Raw genomic sequence first — 16,828 nt, 5'->3', positions numbered from 1 at the left:
CCCGCGGAGCGGGTACCCCATCGCTGCGCGATGGGCAAGCGAACCCCCGCGCTACGCGCGGGGGTTGCGCTCTCGCTCCGCGTGAGCGCTGCTTCCCGCTGCGCGGGAAGCACACCCGCCTTGCTACGCAAGGCGGGTGACGCTCCGTTCGCTGCGCTCCCGGAGCTGCGGGACCCTGCGGCCCCGCGAGGTGGCCTCCGCTGCGCTCCAGCCACCAGGGCGCATGGGTCGGTTAGACCTGACCTTGGTTCAGGTCGGCTGGTAAGCCTTCCACCAGGCAGGTGCCTGGTGGACTGATCTCAAGAGCTTCTCGAAAAGATCTTCCTCGAAGAGCAATCCGAAAATCTCCTGAGGTACTTGCTTGTCGTTGATGACGACTGTTGGCGTTCCCGGGCCCAGGGGTTCGTCACCGTTGGCGTTGTCATACGCCTCCTGGGAAGCCTTGACGAAGTTCTCGTACTTCATCGTCTTGACGGCCTGGTCGAAGCTGTCACTGCGCAGGCCGCTCACCTCGTCAGCAAGCTCCAGCAGAGTGCTGGTGGTGAAGCCGCCTGAGCTCTCGACCTCGATCTGGTTCTGGAACAGCACCTCGTGGTACTCCACGAACTTGCCGGCCTCCAACGCGGCCCGCAATGCATTGACGGCGCGCTTCGAGCCGTCTCCTCCCAGACGGTCGTCACGGAACGAAGCGAAGGTGTACTCCGTCCTCGTCTCACGGTCGACCGTCATCTCCTGGAGTGCTGGGGCGCCGCCAAGGCTCTCGAACTCTTCAACCACCGGGCACCGCGGGTCCTCATACACCCGAACCTTGGTCGGTGCAGCGGAGTCCCCCACCACGATCGTCGTGCCGTCGGCGGCCAGCTGCTCTGGTAGCTGCTCCACGGCCGCGTACGGCCGGATCTTGTTCTCCTGCTGTTCGGCAGCCTGGGCGCTCACCGGTGCCTGCTGACCGCACCCGGTCAGCATCAGTCCCAGCACACCCATCGCTGCAACGGCGGTCACGCGTCTGCAGTTTCTCGCCATCAAATCCCCTCCCTGAACTGGCAAGACCGTAGATGATCCTGTCAGGAAACGCACAGGTATTCGATCACGTGGTGGGCCCTGGCTTCGCTCGGTCGGTGCCCGGCCACACGTCGGATACATTTGGCAGGCGTGCTTCGTTTTTGGTTATGGATAAACTCTGGACTCGGGTTGCACCGCCTTGGACATTCCTAGGGATGTCGAGTTCCTACGCGGTCTTACCTAGGAGACAGAGCAGTGCCCACATGCCTCAGTCCACCGTGGAGCTCTTGTGACTCAACTACGTGCAGATTTGCCGTTCCCTCCGCACGAAGCAACCGGGCGGCACCCTAGGAGAAGGCTGGCGAGTATGTCGTGCGCAGACCGCGTGGACCAGCGTGAGGCCGCGCAGCGAGAAGCCATTGACGCGGTCGTGCGCGCCCTCGAATTGCCTGCAAGATCGCTTGTGCCCGAACGAGGACTTCGAACGCAGGTGATCATGGCGACCGGGTCCGGGAAGACTCGGGTGGCGGTCCGCAGCGCGCAGGAGCTCCACGCGGGCCGTGTGCTGGTGCTCGTGCCCTCGCTGGACCTGCTCGCCCAGACCGAGGCCGCGTGGCGCGAGGGGGGCCGCCGGGGGCCGGTGATCGGGGTGTCCTCGCTGCGGGGTGAGGAGGTGTCCTTCCCCAACACCACGGACGTGGACGAGCTGGTGGAGTGGACGCGGGGCCCGGAGAAGGTGACCGTGTACGCCACGTACGCCAGCCTCGGGCTGGGCACGCTGGAGCGGGCGCACGCCGGGGGCCTCGCGGCTTGGGACCTGATCGTGGTGGACGAAGCCCACCGTGTTTCGGGCCGGATCGGGAAGCCGTGGGCGGTCGTCCACGACAACCAGAAGATCCCGTCCTTGCGCCGTCTGTACATGACGGCCACGCCCCGGCTCTGGCAGCTCGGGGACGAGGACGCGGCCGGCGCACCCGGCGAGCTGGTCGCGAGCATGGAAGACGACCCCGAGGGCCCCTTCGGCAGCCGCTGCTTCACCCTGACCCTCTCGGACGCCATCGACCGAGGAATCTGTGCCCCCTACCAGGTCGTCTGCGTGGACGTCACCGACACCGCGCTCCAGGCCGCGCAGCTCCTGGGCACCGAAAGCCGCTCGGCAGAGGTCCGCGGGGCCCGGCTCGCCGCGCTGCAGACCGCCCTGGTGAAGGCGTCGGCCGAAGAGGGCTTCCGCCGCACGCTGGTCTTCCACCACCAGGTCCGCGAGGCTGAAGCGTTCGCGGCCGGCCTTCCCGACGCCGCCGCACAACTGCACGCCAGCGACCCGGAGCTGTACCCCAAGACGATCTGGGCCAACTGGCTGTGCGGCGACCACAAGCCGCTCCACCGGCGCCGGCTGCTCGGGGAGTTCGCGGCCGGAATCGCCACGGACGGCACCGTCGTGGAGAAGTGCTTCCTGTGCTCGGTGAAGGTCCTGGGCGAGGGCGTCGACACCAAGAACTGCGACTCCGTGTACTGGGCTGACGTACGCGGGTCGATGCCCGACCTCGTCCAGGCCGTGGGCCGGGCGCTGCGGATGCAGCCCGGCGAGGGCAAGGTCGCCTCGCTCGTGGTGCCCGTGCTGCTCGGGCCGGGCGAGACGGCCGACAACATGCTCACGAGCCGGGCGTTCGGCGGGCTGGCCAAGCTGCTGGAGGCGCTGCGGGCGCACGACGCCAGGATCGTGGAGAGCCTCGCGGAGCAGCAGGCCCCGAGCCGCTACAAGCCCGTCAGCAAGGACGAGAGCGGGAAGAGCACGGGCGGGAGCGGCGAGGGTTCCGGAGGCGTCAGCGGCCCCGCCAAGGCCCTGCTGAAGTTCTCCACGCCCCGCGACCCGGCCGCCCTCGCCGCGTTCATCAACCTGCGGGTCCTCAACCCGGAGCACGAGCACTGGCGGCGCGGCATGGAGGCCGCCGTCATCTACGCCCGCGAGCACGGCGACCTCCGCGTCCCGTTCACGTTCCGCGTGCCCGCTGCCGTCGACGGCCAGGAGGCCGGAGAGGCCGGGTGGCCGGCCTCGCTCGCCGGGTTCCCGCTGGGGCAGTGGACCGCCGACGCCCGGAGGTTCTACGCCCGCGGCGACATGGACGAGGACCGCGTCGCACAGCTGGAGAAGCTCGGCATGATCTGGAGCCACTTCGACGTCGCGTGGGAGGAAGGCCTGTCCGCCGCACGCGGGTGGGCCGCCGAACACGGGCACCTCCTGGCCCCGCTGGACGCCACCTTCCAGGGCGCGAAGGTGGGCATCTTCCTGAAGAACGCGCGGGCCGCCGCCCGCAAGGCGCAGGAGAACGAGCAGCGACGTGCCGAGGGGCTGCCGATGGAGTCGTCAGCCGGAGCCCTGTCGGACGAGCGGCGCGAGCAACTGGAGGACATCGACCCTGCCTGGTGCCCGTCGTGGCCTGTGACGTGGCAGCGGTGCTTCCACCTGGTTCGGATGCACCTGGACACCGGTGAGGCGCTGCCCACCAAGACGGGTGAGGTTCTGCGCCAGGGCGAGGACCTCGGGCGATGGGTGCAGTCGGTCCGGCTCGGCTGGGACCAGCTCACGACCGTGCAGCAGTGGATGTGCGAGCAGGTCCTCGGGATCGAGCCCGCCAGTGAGGACGAGAAGCCGCCGCGCCGTACGCAGGCCGACAAATGGGCCACGAACTACCAGGCCGCCAAGCAGTTCTACGAGCGCGAAGGGCACCTCCAGGTCCCCAGGAAGCACGTCGAACGGATCGTCAGCGAGGACCAGGAGGAACGGGACCACAAGCTGGGCGCCTGGATCGGGAACCAGCGCAGCCGAGCCGCGACGCTGTCCCCAGAGCGGGTGGAGCTGCTGTCCGCCATCGGCATGCGCTGGTCGTAGCTGTTCACGCGGCAGAGCTTCTCGCAAAGGACGCTGGCTTGGCGCGAGGCTCAACTCCCTGTAGGGGGAGGCATCTTACGTGTCCGGACGTGAAGTCACGATTCGTCGCTCTACGTGCACGCTCTGCGTTAGGGTCTGCCTACCGGAAGGGCCCCGAGGGTGGGTTAGCGGCCGTTTCTCGCGGCCCTTCCGTCCTCTGGCAGTTGCGTAACGAAAGGGGTCATCGTGCCCTCTCATTCGCCTCCACCTGGCAGTGCCACCAGTGCTCTGCTCAGTGGGTTCGACCGTAGCACGCTGAATTGGCAAGTAGCAGACCGCTCAGTGTGTCGACTCTCCTGGCAACATGGCGTGTCCAGTGTTCGGCAGCCCGGTGCCGCGTTGCATGGCCTCGCCGACTGCCATGTGTCTTTGGCAAATTCAGCCCCGCCACCTGCTGCTTCGCCTCGGTAAGCGACTCCCAGGTCTCAGGTTGCTTCCTGACTCGTAGGCCTACGCGCCGGGGCGATTGCGTGGCATTTCGTTTCGCCGCAGGTGCAGATAAGCGTCCACCGCGAAAACGAATCACGTGAGGCGTGACCCACGCCACATGGCTTCGTTCTCGCGCCAGATTCTCCGGATATGACAACTCGTTATGCCAAAGACAAGTAGATCGATTACCTGCCTCTCGTGCGGCCAGAAGTTCGAACGCTATAAGAAGAGCGGGAGGGCTCCGCAGTACTGCTCCTCCCGGTGCCGGTCCGCAGCGTTCCGCACAAGAAACGCCTCATCCTCGTCGGTGACCTACCAACGGGAAGTCGAGCTCATCAGCCAGTCAGTAGCCAGCAGGGCGCGCATGCTGGCGCAGGTGTCCTCCCTCCCCGTGCCGGCTCTTCCCTTGGAAGCCATCCGCCACTACGCAGCCCTGCAGCGAGACCTCGAGGACTTCATCGCCGTGGCGGTACGCATCGCGCTCGACCGCGGGGCCGACTGGCCTGACATCTCGGCTCTGACTTCGGTGAGTCCGAGTTCTCTGAAGAGCCGCTACTCGAAGGCGCAGGTTGCCCGCGTCGTGCAGAACCGGAAGCAGCGGCGTCCCGCACCAGTGCCTTCGGCCGCCCCTGGAAGCGTCGCATTCGGCGAGTCTCCCATCCTCCCGGAAGCCACCGAACCGAGCGTTCTGGACCGTAGCCGTGACGCATTGGCTCGGGCGCTCTCGCACATGCACCGCCACTCAGGAACAAGCGTCCGAACCACCGCGCTGCAGGCTGGCATCTCCCCTTCTTATGCCTACCGCATCATGTCGGGAGAACGGTGCCCCTCATGGCCCACAGTCCAGGGCTTCGCTCGCGCCTGTGACACGGACCCAGGCAACCTGTTCGAACTGTGGAGCGCGGCCAACGGCGTTCCTCCGGACTCACTGGCCCAACCACACGAGCGAGCGCTCGCACGATTCGCCGGCGCCCTCCGCGGCATGCACCTGGCCCGGGCACGGCCACCGCTCACGTCGATCACCGACAAGCTGGGGAGCGTCTCCGCGAACGAGTTGCGCACTATCGCGACAGTGCTGGCAAACCAGGCCTCACCAGAAGTGATCACGCTCAGCTGGAAGGCGACAGCGGCCCTCACCAAAGCCTTCCAAGGGGACGTAACGCGCATCAGGCGACTGTGGCAAGCGGTGCAGCAGACAGTGCCAGGGCCGGACTCGCCAGTCCCGACTGAGTAGACGCCATGCCTCCGAGGACACGGCCCCAGTACCGGCCAACCAGTGGCCCTCCACGACATATACAGGAGAACGACGTGACCGGCCCCGCCGAACCCCCTGACGGCCCTGCCTCAGGTCCGGGCGACCGGGAGAGCCCTCGCTCCCACCCCAGTTCCCAGATCATCATCCTGACCATCTGCACGTCAGTCCTCCTGCTGCTGCTCATGGGCGGCTTCGCCCTGTACCTGGTATGGCAGCATCCATCCTTGACCGGACCCATGACTGCCGCAGCTGCGGCGATCACCGTGCCCCTCACCGTGGTGGGCATCATCCTCGCGCTGATGAAGCGCTGAACACGTCCTTCGTACCGCCTGGCGTGTAAGGGCGCCGGGCAGTCGGGAAGTCTGCTCCGCTCCCTGAAGGTCAACCGCAACGACTGCGGCTGCCCTCTCGCAAGCACTCTGCAGCCCCGTCGCCGTCGGGCGACGGGGCTGCACTGGCACGAGTTCAGTCTGCTACTAGAGAGACTGAACCCACCAGATCAGGGCAGTAGCAATCGCGCCCCCACTCGCATACGCGGCGCCCTTAACCGCATGGACTGCGATCGCTCCGGCCCAACGCCGCCAGCGCGACGGCTGGCCCGGGGTGGTTGGTTGGTGCATAGACTCCGACATGGAGCCTCCTTCCTGGCATGGGTAGGCGTGCTTCGCGACCAGGAGCCCTCTCGGCCGGATGCTTGCTGGCTAGGCCGAGCTGGTTCCTGCTCGCCGTGGCAACGTACGAAGCCTCTTGGCCGGCGCCCAAGGACGTCCTGCCGTCACACGCGCATAGAGCCGCGAGGGCAGTCGACGCCGCAGCTCTTCCGGACTGGTGAGGGCAATTGACAGTCGCCGCAGGTCACAGCCGCGCCAACGCCCTATCCCACACGCAACGACCTGCGGTCTAGCTGGAGGGTCTCAGGCCCTCGGACCACGCATTCATCGGACTTAATGGGTTTCAGTTCCGTCGACAACGGGGCGCCGACACGGGACGCTCGGATGTCCTGTGGGACCTGTCATCGCCAAAGCCTGATTGGCAAAGACCCCTGGTCAGGCGGTCCGGCCTCGCCACCTCTTCACCAGGCACTTCAGTGCACCCGTTATAGAACCCAGGGCCCGCCCCGCAGATACGAATCTGTCGACGCTTCGGCTCCACACGCAGCCATCCGCCTACTTGACGGCCCGAGCCGGCGATAAGCGGTGCCCTCACAGAGTGAGGTCGTGCTGTCAGTGGGGGCTCGCACAATGGAGTACATGAATCGACGTGAGCGCACCCTGCTTGCCCAGATCAAGCAGGATGTGCTCGACGACACCAAGCCGCTGGCCGGAGCCCTGCGCAGGTGCGTAGTGCTCGGAGGCCATACCGGCTCCGCGGCGCTGCGCGACTGGGCCCAGCGCGAACTGCGCGGCTACGACGGAGTGGACCTGGCGGACGTACCGTCCCACCGCGTTGTCGTGGCGCCAGGAGCGCACCGATCCGGTGCGGTGGTGCGCCCGGGTCCATCCGGTGCGCTCCACTCGGTGCGGTCCGGCGCACGGGAGTGGTGCGCACCGGGTGGATGCGGTGCGGTGGAGTGGAGTGGGGCCGGGTGGGGGCAGTGATGCTCGGAGTCCACATCAAAGTCGCCGTCCAGTGGCAACAGGCATCGGGCGGGGACTGGGCCGCCTACGCCGCCGACGTGAGCCTGCGCCGCTCCGAGTGAGTTGGTGAGTGCGCACTCTCAGTAATTAACCCTCCAAAGAGCCGCGATGGACCCTAGTGCTGTGACCGGATTGGTTCACCGGGTTGGCGGTACTGTCCCCGCATGCATCAGCTCCCGTGCACATTGGAAGCCCTCGTTGTGCGCACCGATTTCTCGACAGACGGCGCTTGGGACGCTCTACGGGCGGCGCTGTGCTCGCCCAGCAGGGACGGCTTCTTGGCCAACGTCGCACTTGTCGATGACCGGAGATACGAGGGCTTGACGCCCGAGTCGGCCCTCGACCTCATCCCTGCGGAGTACCAGCATCCACTGCTTGTCCTTGCAGACCCTGTAGCTGTCGCCTCGACTGACCTGCCGCTTCTCGTAGTGGACCTGCGGCGTGAGCGTGGGCGGTGTGTCCGCGTTGTGGCAGCCGAGCTGTGGAGCATCGAGAACAACCTCTCGGAGGCGAACATGGACTTCGAGGAGTTCGCCGGCGCCGTCGACGACGGCGGTGTTTTCCGAGGCTTCTGAGTCACTGGCCGCCAGGCGGTGTTCAGGCTGCGGGGGTGAGGGGGGGCGCCCGCCCCAGCGGATGCCCTTTTCGCTGCGGACGCGGGCGCGTTCTCTGTGCTGGGCTGCAACGGCGTCGGGGTGGCGGGAACGATGAACGAGGCCGCCGTCCCCGAAATGAAGCCGCACGCCGCGATCGACGCGGTCGTCGCATGCCCCGTGGCCACGGAAACGGCCAGCGCACCTTGCGCGCACGCCCGGGCTCGATGAAGGTCATGGTGGGAAGTCCTTTCCGCCTGGCCGCGCGGGTCTCCCGGTTGGAGACACGGTCGCGGGACCGAGCGGGCGGGAACGTAGAGCACCGACCCCGTTAGCGTCGCGTCGCGGGACCCGGCCGGGGCAGGCGCGGCGTGGGCCAGGCCGGATCCCAGCGCCAGGCCGCCCACTGGTCCGCCTGCGCGAAGATGCCGGAGCGTTCGGTGAGCATCGCCAGGACCTCGCCGCGGGCGGCGTCGACGGCCCGGTGCTCGGTGTCGGAGACGATGCCGAGGCGCCGCACGTGGGCGTACTCGTCTTCGTCCTTCCATTCCCAGCGGGTGAGGTCGGGCGCGACGACCAGGTCCACGGTCAGGTCCAGGGTGTCGAAGCCGGCCTCGGTGCGGCGGGTGGGGTGCTCGAAGTTGACGTACCAGTTCCGCAGCCGGTGCCCGTCCCCGTCGGGGACGAAGAAGGCGTTGACGCTGAACCAGGACGTGGGCGGCTTCCACAGCAGCAGGTCGGTCTCCTGCCACACCGCGCCCGCGAGCTCCCACTCCCCCGTCGCCATCGCGTCGAACGCCTCCGTGCGCACCGACCGGTCTCCCTGCGCGCGGGCCCGCGCGTACAGGGCCGGCCACCGAGCCTCAGCGCCGGGTGCGCACGCGGTCACCAACGCCTCGCCGGTGTCGTCGACGACGCGCAGCGCCTGCTCGCTCCACACCCGACCCGACCGGTGGACATCGCGCCGTACGACCCTCTGGCCCGTCTCGAACCCGCGCACCGCATCCCCTCTCCGCCCCGAGGCCATCGGACCCGCCCGGCATGCCCACCTCAGCCCATCCCGGCCGGGTGGGCAAGCCGCCATCCGAGGGTGACTTGCGTCGTCACGGTCCCGGAGAGCCTGAGCAGATCGAACGCCACGAAGTGGGCCGGCCACTCCTCAGCTGCCCGGTCCGAACCGGACCCGCGTCGGGCAAGCCGGTTCTGCAACCCCTCGAAGGCGAGGCGACCCGCAGCGTCCCACAGCTCGCCATTTACGCGGGCTGTCAGGGCAGTCTCACAACTGCGGTGGTGACCGCGGTTCGGATGGGGCCTGACCACCTCGGCATTCATACTGCTGGACACACAGGTGCAACGTCGGCCTGATCTGGTCGATGGGCCCTCGCTCACACGGGTCGAACGGCGTAACCCGGCAAGCCGGACCATGCCATCGTGGCGAGGATGGAGCGTACGAAGGTGACGGCACAGCCCGCCGCACCGTCCACGCGTGCTGGAGGCCTACGTGAGCGATTCCGCCCAGCCCACCCCTCCCACAATGCCCGACTTCGCGGACCGGACCGACTTTGAGGACGCCGACCGGGGACTGGTCGCACCGCCGGCCGCTTCGACCGTCACCGCCGAGGACGGGCGGGTGGTGTGGGACTTCCAGGCCACGGAGTTCCTGGACAGCGACTGTCCCGCCACGGCCAACCCGAGCCTGTGGCGGCAGTCGCAGTTGTGTGCCCGCGCGGGACTGTACGAGGTGACCGACGGGGTCTATCAGGTGCGCGGCTTCGACCTGTCCAACATGACGCTGATCGAGGGCGAGCGCGGTGTCGTCGTGGTCGACCCGCTGGTCTCGGCCGAGTGCGCCCGCGAGGCCCTGGCGCTGTATCGCGCGCACTGCGGCGACCGTCCGGTCACCGCGGTGATCTTCACGCACTCGCACATCGACCACTTCGGCGGCACGCTCGGCGTCGTCGACGAGGGCGCCGGTGTTCCGATCGTCGCGCCCCAGGGACTGATGGAGCACGCGGTCGCGGAGAACGTGTACGCCGGTGCGGCCATGTTGCGGCGCGGCGTCTACCACACCGGCGGGAACCTGACCCCGGGCCCGGACGGCCTGATCGGGGTGGGGCTGGGCTTCACCGCCTCGCACGGACTGCCGAGCCTGCTGCCGCCGACGCTGGAGATCACCCGGACCTGCCAGGAGGAGCGGCTGGACGGGGTGCTGTTCCGGTTCCAGCTGACACCGGACACCGAGGCGCCGTCGGAGATGAACTTCCACCTCCCCGAGCGGCGTGCCCTGTGCATGGCGGAGAACGCCACCCACAACCTGCACAACATCCTGACGCTGCGCGGTGCCGTGGTCCGCGACGCGCGGGTCTGGTCGCGGTACCTCACCGAGGCGATCCAGCTCTTCGGCGACGAGTCTGATGTCCTGTTCGCCTCACACCACTGGCCGGCCTGGGGCACCGACCGCCTCAAGACGTTCCTGTCCGAGCAGCGCGACCTCTACGCCTACCTGCACGACCAGACCCTGCGACTGACCAACCAGGGCCACACCGGCACGGAGATCGCCGAGATCATCCAACTGCCGCCCGCACTCGTCAAGTCCTGGCACGCACGCGGCTACTACGGCTCGGTCAGCCACAACGTCAAGGCCATCTACCAGCGCTACATGGGCTGGTACGACGGCCATCCCGCCTCGCTGTGGGAGCACCCGCCGACCGCGAGTGCGCAGCGGTACGTCGACTGCATGGGCGGCCTGGATGCCGTAGTAGCCAAGGCCCGCGCCTACGCCGACGACGGCGACCTGCGCTTCGCCGCCCAGCTCCTCAAGCACGCCACCTTCGCCGCCCCGGAGAGCACCGAGGCGAAAGAGCTGCTGGCGCGGGTCTTCGAGCGGCTCGGGCACGGCGCCGAGTGCGGGACCTGGCGCAACAACTACCTCACGGCCGCGCAGGAGCTGCGCGAGGGCGTGCAGCAGGCCCCGATCGCCGCCGGCAGCATGGCGTCCGCGCTCAGCGTTGACCAGGTCTTCGACTCCCTCGCCATCCGGGTCGACGGCCCCAAGGCGTGGGAGCACACGATCTCCACGCACTGGCACTTCACCGATTTCGACGAACGCCACCAGGTGGTCCTGCGCAACGGTGTCCTCGTCCACTACCGCACCGAGCGCTCCGACGCGGGCGCCGACGTGAAGCTCTCGCTGACCAGACCTCAGCTGATGGGTCTGCTGGCAGGAAGGACCGGCCTGGAGGGCATCGAGCACAGCGGAGACCCGACCGCGCTTCAGACGCTGCTGTCGGTCCTGGACGAGCCCGACCCCAACTTCCCCATCGTGACCCCATGACCCTGTGACCAGACCGAGGAGACAGCCCATGGGTGACGCCGTCGGACAGATGCTGGCTTCGGCGGTCGGTATCGCCATCAGCCCGATCCCGCTGATCGCCGTCGTGCTGATGCTGGCCACCCCGCGCGGCCGGGCCAACGGCACGGCGTTCACCCTGAGCTGGATCGGGTGCCTCGCCGCCGTCGTGACGGCGGTCGCCCTCCTCGGCTCGAACGCGGACGCGTCCGGCGACGACGGACCTGCCGACTGGACACTGTGGGTGAAGCTCGTGCTCGGTGTGCTGTTCCTGCTCCTGGCCGCCAAGCAGTGGAAAGGGCGCCCCGTCGAGGGCCAGGAGGAGGAGCAGCCGGGCTGGATGAAGGCGATCGACCGGTTCACGCCCGGCAAGGCCGCCGGGCTGGCCGCCCTGCTCTCGGTCGCCAACCCCAAGAACCTCGTCCTGGCCGTCGGCGGCGCCGTCTCCATCGCGGGCAGCGGCGCCTCGGCAGGTGGCAAGACCGGCGCGGTGGTCCTGATGGTGCTCATCGGGTCGCTGTGCGCGCTGGCACCGCTCGCCGTCTACCTCGTCGGCGGCGCCAGGTCCACCGAGGTGCTGAGCGCATGGAAGGCATGGATGGCCCGGCACAACGCCGCCATCATGACCACCCTCCTCGTCGTGCTCGGCGCCAAGTACATCGGCGACGCGGTCAGCGGCCTGTGACGGCGCCCCCTGGCGAGGACATGAAGGATAAAGCGGTCATGGGCTGGCTGCGCGGCTACCGCCGGACCGCGCTGCGCGGCGACGGCCTCGGCGCGCTGACCGCATGGGCGCTGATCATGCCGGAGTGCGTGGCGTACGCGCAGATCGCCGGCGTCCCGCCACAGAACGCCTTCTACGGCGCCCCCATCGCCCTGCTGGTGTATGCGCTGCTGGGCCGGTCGAACTTCCTCGTCGTCGGCGCCACCTCGGCCGCGTCCGTGCTGTCGGCTTCCGCGATCTCCGGTATCGGCTCCGCCCAGGACGCGGTCGGGCTGTCGGCCGCGGTCGCCATCATCGCTGGCACCGTGCTGGTCGTGGCCGGGTTCGCGCGGCTCGGCTTCGTCACCAACTTCCTCGCCGAACCCGCCCTGGTCGGTTTCCTGTTCGGCATGGCGCTGACCATCATCGTCCGCCAGCTGTCCAAGCTCACCGGAACCGACGGCGGCGACGGCAACTTCTTCGAACGGCTGTGGACGGTCATCCGCCACGCCCCCGACTGGTCCATGACCACTCTCGCCGTCGGCGTGGCGGCACTCGTCTTGCTGTTCGTGCTGGAGCGGTTCCTGCCGAAGCTGCCCGCCGCACTGCTCGTGCTGGTCGTCGGCCTCGCCGTCTCCGCCGGCGCCGGGCTGTCGGAGCATGGCGTGGAGACCGTCGGGAAGATCCCCTCCGCCGTCCCCGTACCGCACCTGCCGGGCATCTCCGGCGCCGACTGGCTCGCCCTCGCCGGGGGAGCGCTCGGTGTCGCCCTCGTGGTGTTCGCGGAGGCGTACAGCATCGCCAGCCGCTTCGCCCGCGAGCACGGGCAGGAGGTCGACGCCGACCGCGAGATGATCGCCGTCGGAGCCGCGAACGTCGCCGTGGGCCTGGTCCGCGGCTTCACCGTCTCCGGCAGCGCCTCACGGTCCGCCGCCGCAGCCGGCGCCGGCGGCCGCACACCCATGGTCTCGCTGATCGCCGCCGTGCTGATCCTGCTCACCGGCGCCTTCCTCACGCCGCTGTTCACCGACCTGCCCGAGGCGGTACTCGGCGCCATCGTGATCGTCGCGGTGCGCGGGTTCCTGCGCGTGGGCGAGCTGCAGCGCTACGCCCGGCTGGACCGGCCCAGCCTGTGGGTCGCGCTGACCGCCCTCGTCGGCGTCCTGCTGTTCGACCTGCTGCCCGGGCTCCTGCTGGCCGTGGCCCTGTCACTGCTGCTGTTCATCGCCGCGGCCAGCCGCCGCAACGTGGCCGTCCTGGGCCGCCTGCCCGGCACCCGCCTGTACGGCGACATCACGGAACACCCCGACGCCCACACCGTGCCCGGTGTCCTCGTGGTCCGCCCGGACGGCAGCCTGTTCTTCGGCAACATCTCCCGGGTCCGGCTCGCCGTCCGCGACCAGGTCCGCGCCGCCCAGCCCCCGCCGCACACCGTCGTCCTCGACCTCGCCGACAGCTACCACCTCGGCGTACCCGTCCTCGACACCCTCGACGAACTCCGCGACGAACTCCACCGCCGGTCCGTCGCCCTGCACCTGGCGCACATCCGCGCCCGCGCGGCCTCTGACCTGGACAGTCACCCGCTCGCCGCCCGCCTTGGACCCCACGCCCGCCACCGCACGGTGGACGACGCTGTCACAGCTGCCACCAACGTCCCGTAAGCCCCCAGACACACAACTACGCCGCTGTGCAACCGCTGATGAGACACCACACGCCTGACGCAGCTCACAGGTCACATAACCCCGTCCATCGCGGTCGCATCCGGCAGCTGCACGGTCACACTTCGGGCACGCGTGCTGTTCGACGTCGTCCGCGTCCGACCGGTCGGTTGGCGAAGGGAGCCCCCTTGCGGCGACGAAGTGAAGCCCTGAGAAAGCCACTTCGCGCGTCAGGGGGGACTCCCCTTCGCCGTGACGGCGGGCTGCTGTTTCCCGTCGAAAGGAGTTCAGAACCCGTGCCGTCGTCCATCGACCGTACCGCCTCTGGTACGGAGTCTCGCGCTACCCGCCTCTACCCGTGGCTTCCCTTCGTGACCACCTTCGCGGTCCTGGCCACGGTCCTCATCCTCGCTCCGACCGGCAACGAGGTCGCCGCGGCGGCCACCGCTGCCCTGGGAGTCGCGGCCGGCAGCGTCCAGATCACTGTCCACGTCCGTCGCTGACCGAGGTGCGGCGCCCTTCGGGGTGCCCTTCCAAGCTGCACCTGGACAGCAAGATCGGCAACATCACCAGCCTGCTCCTCCCTAGGTTCCGTCACCGTACGGGACGGCACTGACAATCCGTTCTGACCAGGGGAAACGCGCGCTGGCCCCGTTGCGCTCGGAGACGAGCCGGCCGTGCGTCGTGGTCGGCCTCGTCAAGAACGCCGACGTGGAGCAGCTCCCCGCCCGGAGCCCGGGCGGGGAGCTGCTCCACATCGGTGGGACCGGTCCTGTCAGAACGGCCCAGCCCTCGTCGTCGTACCCTCCCCGGGCGTGACGAGGAGGGCGGCCCCTACATCGCGGCGCCGGGCATCCACGGAGCGGCCTCCGGGCTCTCCAGCGCCTTCAGACGGCGCCAGACGAACACCCACGTGTCGAGATTGGCTCCGTCGACGCCGCACGCCCGCAGGAACGCGACGTACCGGTCGTAGTCCGGCAAGGACTCTCCCCGCAGCATGTCGCTGATCGTGCTGCGCCGCAGGGCCAACCTGCTGCGCCGCTCCAGCTCCCGCAGGGACGGGGAACCGCCCCAAACGTGCACGGCCTTGAGCGCCTGCACCAACTCCTTGGTGTCGGACACCCGGATCGGGTCGGGCTGTCCGAACGCCGGCACCGGCTGCCGCGGCGGAATCCGCCGCGCAGGCTCGGTAGCAGCCGGAAAAAAGACAGGGTCGGGCGGCGTATGGTGCGCGCGCTGAGTCTCCTCCTGGACGCGGAGTTCCTGAAGGGCCTCCCGAGACTGCTTCCCCAGGCCGACGGCCATGCAGAGCATGTCCAGCTCTTCACGGGTCGGTACACGCCGACCGGAGATGGTCGCCTGTACGCGGCTCGTGGACATACCGGAGGCGTCCGCGATCTTGCGCACGCCCAGCCGTTCCCCAGTCTGTTCGGCCAGGAATTCAATCCAGGCGAGCAGGGCCTCGGACACCGTGTACTTGCTGATGTCGTCGGCCCTCAGGGCCGACCGGAGGTTGCGGGGCACGCCCTTAAAGGTCGTTTCAGAAAGGCGGGTCGTCCGCGCAGCCCTCGGCGTGCACCTGCATGTCCATGTCTTGCTGGAGGGGAGTTACGTCTTCCCCCCAGCGAGCGAGCGTTTCGATCGCCCGCCGCCGGTACGGGGAGTCGTCGGCAGCAAGAGCGCGGACATCCTTGCGTAGAGATTCGACATGGTGGGCTAGTAGTGGTGAGGTAAGCAACGGAAGTGCACTGGCCAGGGCGGCCCTGCGGATCTCTGGCTCGCGGTCCGTGAGGAAGGGGTGGATGGCATCAAAGAGGGTGGGCCGAAGGACGCGGAACGCTTCGATGTCGACGGCATATCCGGCAGGTGACTCTTCGTTGGCGTCTTCGGCCGTGCTGCCGAGCCAGTCCAGAAGACCGACGCGAAGGAAGAATCCAGGCTCCTCAGCGGAATGTGATGCTTCTCCCCGTCGCTTGTCAGTGACGATGGCAAGGGTCCGCGGGTGCCCGAGGATCGCCGCGACGAATGACGCTGCAGGGGCCGTGGCGCTGTAGAAGGTGTTCTGATGCGTGACGGCGTGTTGCAGGTCACGGAGGGCAGCGCCCTGGTTGCGTGCGTCGTCGTCGAGTAGCTGTCGCAAGATCGCGGGCGTCGCTGGAGCAACGTTCGGACAGCAGTGCTCCACCGAACTCCAGTCTGTCCGTAGCAGCAGTTCCTCCGGATCAACGGCACGACCGTGCGCACTCTCCATGCTCATCCGGCGAGTGTGACAGCCGGCCGGTGCATCACTGCCGCCAGGGCCGGACAGCCTGGTCACTGGGCTGGCGCTTGGACAATTGGCGCAGGCAGATGACGCAGTATGCAAGTTGCAGAAGCCCTAGATGCAAGTCGGCGCGACGCTCGTAGCGGGTTCGCAGCCGCTTGAACTGATGGAGCCAGGCGAAAGTGCGCTCGACCACCCAGCGCGTCTTGCCCAGCCCTGAACCGTGGGCGACGCCGCGCCGGGCTATGAGGGGCTTGATGCCGCGCTTCCACAGTAGACGACGGTACTTGTCGAAGTCGTAGCCGCGGTCGGCGAACAACCGCTTGGGTTTGCTCCGAGGCCGGCCTCGCATTCCTCGCATGCGGGGGACAGCGTCGAGCAGAGGGAGCAACTGGGTGACATCATGCCGGTTTCCACCGGTCAGCGAGACAGCGAGCGGAGTGCCGCGGCGATCGACGAGCACATGGTGCTTGGAGCCGGGCCGGCCCCGATCGACCGGCGACGGTCCAACATGGTCCCCCCTTTGAGAGCACGGACGTGCGATCCGTCCACGGAGCAGTCGTCCAGGTCCAACGAGCTGGCGCGCCGCAGTTCAGTGAGCAGGGCGGCGTGCAGACGTGGCCAGACGCCAGCCTCGGTCCAGTCCCGCAGCCGACGCCAGGCCGTCACTCCAGAACAGCCCACCGTCTCCGCAGGGACATCGCGCCACGCAACACCGGTCCGCAGCACGTACATGACGCCTGCGAGAGCCGCCCGGTCGGGAACACGCAGCCGCCCGGGACACTGTCGACGCCGTTCGGGAGCGGGCGGCAACAGCGGGGCAACCCGCTCCCACAGAGTGTCAGGAACAAGATCAGTACGCACCCGGCGACACTGCCGTCAGAGATCATCGAGCGCAAGACCTGCGACTCAACTCATTCTGAAACGATCAGTTACTGATCTTTTCGTAAGTTCGGTGGGTGTGGTGGCCGTGTGGGTGGGAGGCTGTCGGGATGGCTTATCGACCTTCC

General features: G+C 68.3%; 14 protein-coding genes and 1 pseudogene. 9 read left to right on the top strand and 6 right to left on the bottom strand.

Annotated elements, in window-relative coordinates:
• Positions 1-249 precede the first annotated feature (249 nt).
• Positions 250-1,002, bottom strand: coding sequence for a DsbA family protein (locus ACP4J0_RS37450; RefSeq protein ID WP_426603742.1), 753 nt, complete (start codon positions 1,000-1,002; stop codon positions 250-252).
• 367 nt (positions 1,003-1,369) lie between these two features.
• Between ACP4J0_RS37450 and ACP4J0_RS37445 the strand changes: the two genes are divergently transcribed.
• The 5 genes from ACP4J0_RS37445 (at position 1,370) to ACP4J0_RS37425 (ending at position 7,827) form a co-directional block, all read left to right on the top strand.
• Positions 1,370-3,892, top strand: a complete 2,523-nt coding sequence (locus ACP4J0_RS37445; RefSeq protein WP_426603740.1) for a Helicase associated domain protein — start codon at positions 1,370-1,372, stop codon at positions 3,890-3,892.
• A gap of 832 nt (positions 3,893-4,724) precedes the next feature.
• Positions 4,725-5,594: a helix-turn-helix domain-containing protein gene (locus tag ACP4J0_RS37440; RefSeq protein ID WP_426603738.1), complete on the top strand. Its 870-nt coding sequence runs from the start codon at positions 4,725-4,727 to the stop codon at positions 5,592-5,594.
• A gap of 74 nt (positions 5,595-5,668) precedes the next feature.
• Entirely contained in the window at positions 5,669-5,926 is a 258-nt protein-coding gene (locus ACP4J0_RS37435; protein WP_426603736.1) for a hypothetical protein, read from the top strand.
• Positions 5,927-6,865: 939 nt separating this feature from the next.
• A complete protein-coding gene (locus ACP4J0_RS37430) occupies positions 6,866-7,213 on the top strand; it encodes a hypothetical protein (protein WP_426603734.1) in 348 nt (115 codons plus the stop codon).
• Between the two features lie 203 nt (positions 7,214-7,416).
• On the top strand, positions 7,417-7,827 hold the full coding sequence (locus ACP4J0_RS37425) for a DUF6924 domain-containing protein (RefSeq protein WP_426603732.1): 411 nt from the start codon (positions 7,417-7,419) through the stop codon (positions 7,825-7,827).
• 45 nt (positions 7,828-7,872) lie between these two features.
• Here the strand turns inward: ACP4J0_RS37425 and ACP4J0_RS37420 are convergent.
• Positions 7,873-7,956 (bottom strand): annotated as a pseudogene (locus ACP4J0_RS37420) (integrase); the annotation flags it as partial.
• A 220-nt stretch (positions 7,957-8,176) separates the two neighbouring features.
• Positions 8,177-8,845 carry a DUF402 domain-containing protein gene (locus tag ACP4J0_RS37415; RefSeq protein ID WP_426603730.1) on the bottom strand — a complete coding sequence of 223 codons (669 nt, stop codon included), beginning with the start codon at positions 8,843-8,845 and terminating at the stop codon, positions 8,177-8,179.
• 534 nt (positions 8,846-9,379) lie between these two features.
• Between ACP4J0_RS37415 and ACP4J0_RS37410 the strand changes: the two genes are divergently transcribed.
• From ACP4J0_RS37410 to ACP4J0_RS37395, 4 genes are all read left to right on the top strand, one after another.
• On the top strand, positions 9,380-11,179 hold the full coding sequence (locus ACP4J0_RS37410) for an alkyl/aryl-sulfatase (RefSeq protein WP_426603744.1): 1,800 nt from the start codon (positions 9,380-9,382) through the stop codon (positions 11,177-11,179).
• Between the two features lie 28 nt (positions 11,180-11,207).
• Entirely contained in the window at positions 11,208-11,879 is a 672-nt protein-coding gene (locus ACP4J0_RS37405) for a GAP family protein (protein WP_426603728.1), read from the top strand.
• Between the two features lie 20 nt (positions 11,880-11,899).
• A complete protein-coding gene (locus ACP4J0_RS37400; RefSeq protein ID WP_426603726.1) occupies positions 11,900-13,558 on the top strand; it encodes a SulP family inorganic anion transporter in 1,659 nt (552 codons plus the stop codon).
• Between the two features lie 368 nt (positions 13,559-13,926).
• A complete protein-coding gene (locus ACP4J0_RS37395) occupies positions 13,927-14,058 on the top strand; it encodes a hypothetical protein (protein WP_426603724.1) in 132 nt (43 codons plus the stop codon).
• A 331-nt stretch (positions 14,059-14,389) separates the two neighbouring features.
• Here the strand turns inward: ACP4J0_RS37395 and ACP4J0_RS37390 are convergent, their stop codons facing one another.
• The 3 genes from ACP4J0_RS37390 to ACP4J0_RS37380 form a co-directional block, all read right to left on the bottom strand.
• Positions 14,390-15,079, bottom strand: a complete 690-nt coding sequence (locus tag ACP4J0_RS37390; protein WP_426603722.1) for a hypothetical protein — start codon at positions 15,077-15,079, stop codon at positions 14,390-14,392.
• Between the two features lie 16 nt (positions 15,080-15,095).
• Positions 15,096-15,812: a hypothetical protein gene (locus ACP4J0_RS37385; protein ID WP_426603720.1), complete on the bottom strand. Its 717-nt coding sequence runs from the start codon at positions 15,810-15,812 to the stop codon at positions 15,096-15,098.
• 28 nt (positions 15,813-15,840) lie between these two features.
• Positions 15,841-16,682, bottom strand: a protein-coding gene (locus ACP4J0_RS37380; protein WP_426603718.1) for an IS5 family transposase whose coding sequence is annotated in 2 segments (ribosomal slippage) — positions 15,841-16,343 and positions 16,343-16,682 — 843 coding nt in all. Because the reading frame shifts where the segments join, the coding sequence is not laid out codon by codon here.
• Positions 16,683-16,828 lie beyond the last annotated feature (146 nt).

It is taken from the genome of Streptomyces sp. WG7 (genome assembly GCF_049975785.1).
In the GTDB taxonomy this organism is placed as follows: Bacteria; Actinomycetota; Actinomycetes; order Streptomycetales; family Streptomycetaceae; genus Streptomyces.
This window is presented reverse-complemented; position numbering and strand designations above follow the sequence as displayed.

Excerpts from the sequence above, each read along its gene's own strand:
- ACP4J0_RS37425 (WP_426603732.1), top strand. The coding sequence starts at position 7,417 with ATGCATCAGCTCCCGTGCACATTGGAAGCCCTCGTTGTGCGCACCGAT.
- ACP4J0_RS37430 (WP_426603734.1), top strand. The coding sequence starts at position 6,866 with ATGAATCGACGTGAGCGCACCCTGCTTGCCCAGATCAAGCAGGATGTG.
- ACP4J0_RS37410 (WP_426603744.1), top strand. The coding sequence starts at position 9,380 with ATGCCCGACTTCGCGGACCGGACCGACTTTGAGGACGCCGACCGGGGA.
- ACP4J0_RS37400 (WP_426603726.1), top strand. The coding sequence starts at position 11,900 with ATGAAGGATAAAGCGGTCATGGGCTGGCTGCGCGGCTACCGCCGGACC.
- ACP4J0_RS37385 (WP_426603720.1), bottom strand. The coding sequence starts at position 15,812 with ATGAGCATGGAGAGTGCGCACGGTCGTGCCGTTGATCCGGAGGAACTG.
- ACP4J0_RS37440 (WP_426603738.1), top strand. The coding sequence starts at position 4,725 with ATGCTGGCGCAGGTGTCCTCCCTCCCCGTGCCGGCTCTTCCCTTGGAA.
- ACP4J0_RS37445 (WP_426603740.1), top strand. The coding sequence starts at position 1,370 with ATGTCGTGCGCAGACCGCGTGGACCAGCGTGAGGCCGCGCAGCGAGAA.
- ACP4J0_RS37405 (WP_426603728.1), top strand. The coding sequence starts at position 11,208 with ATGGGTGACGCCGTCGGACAGATGCTGGCTTCGGCGGTCGGTATCGCC.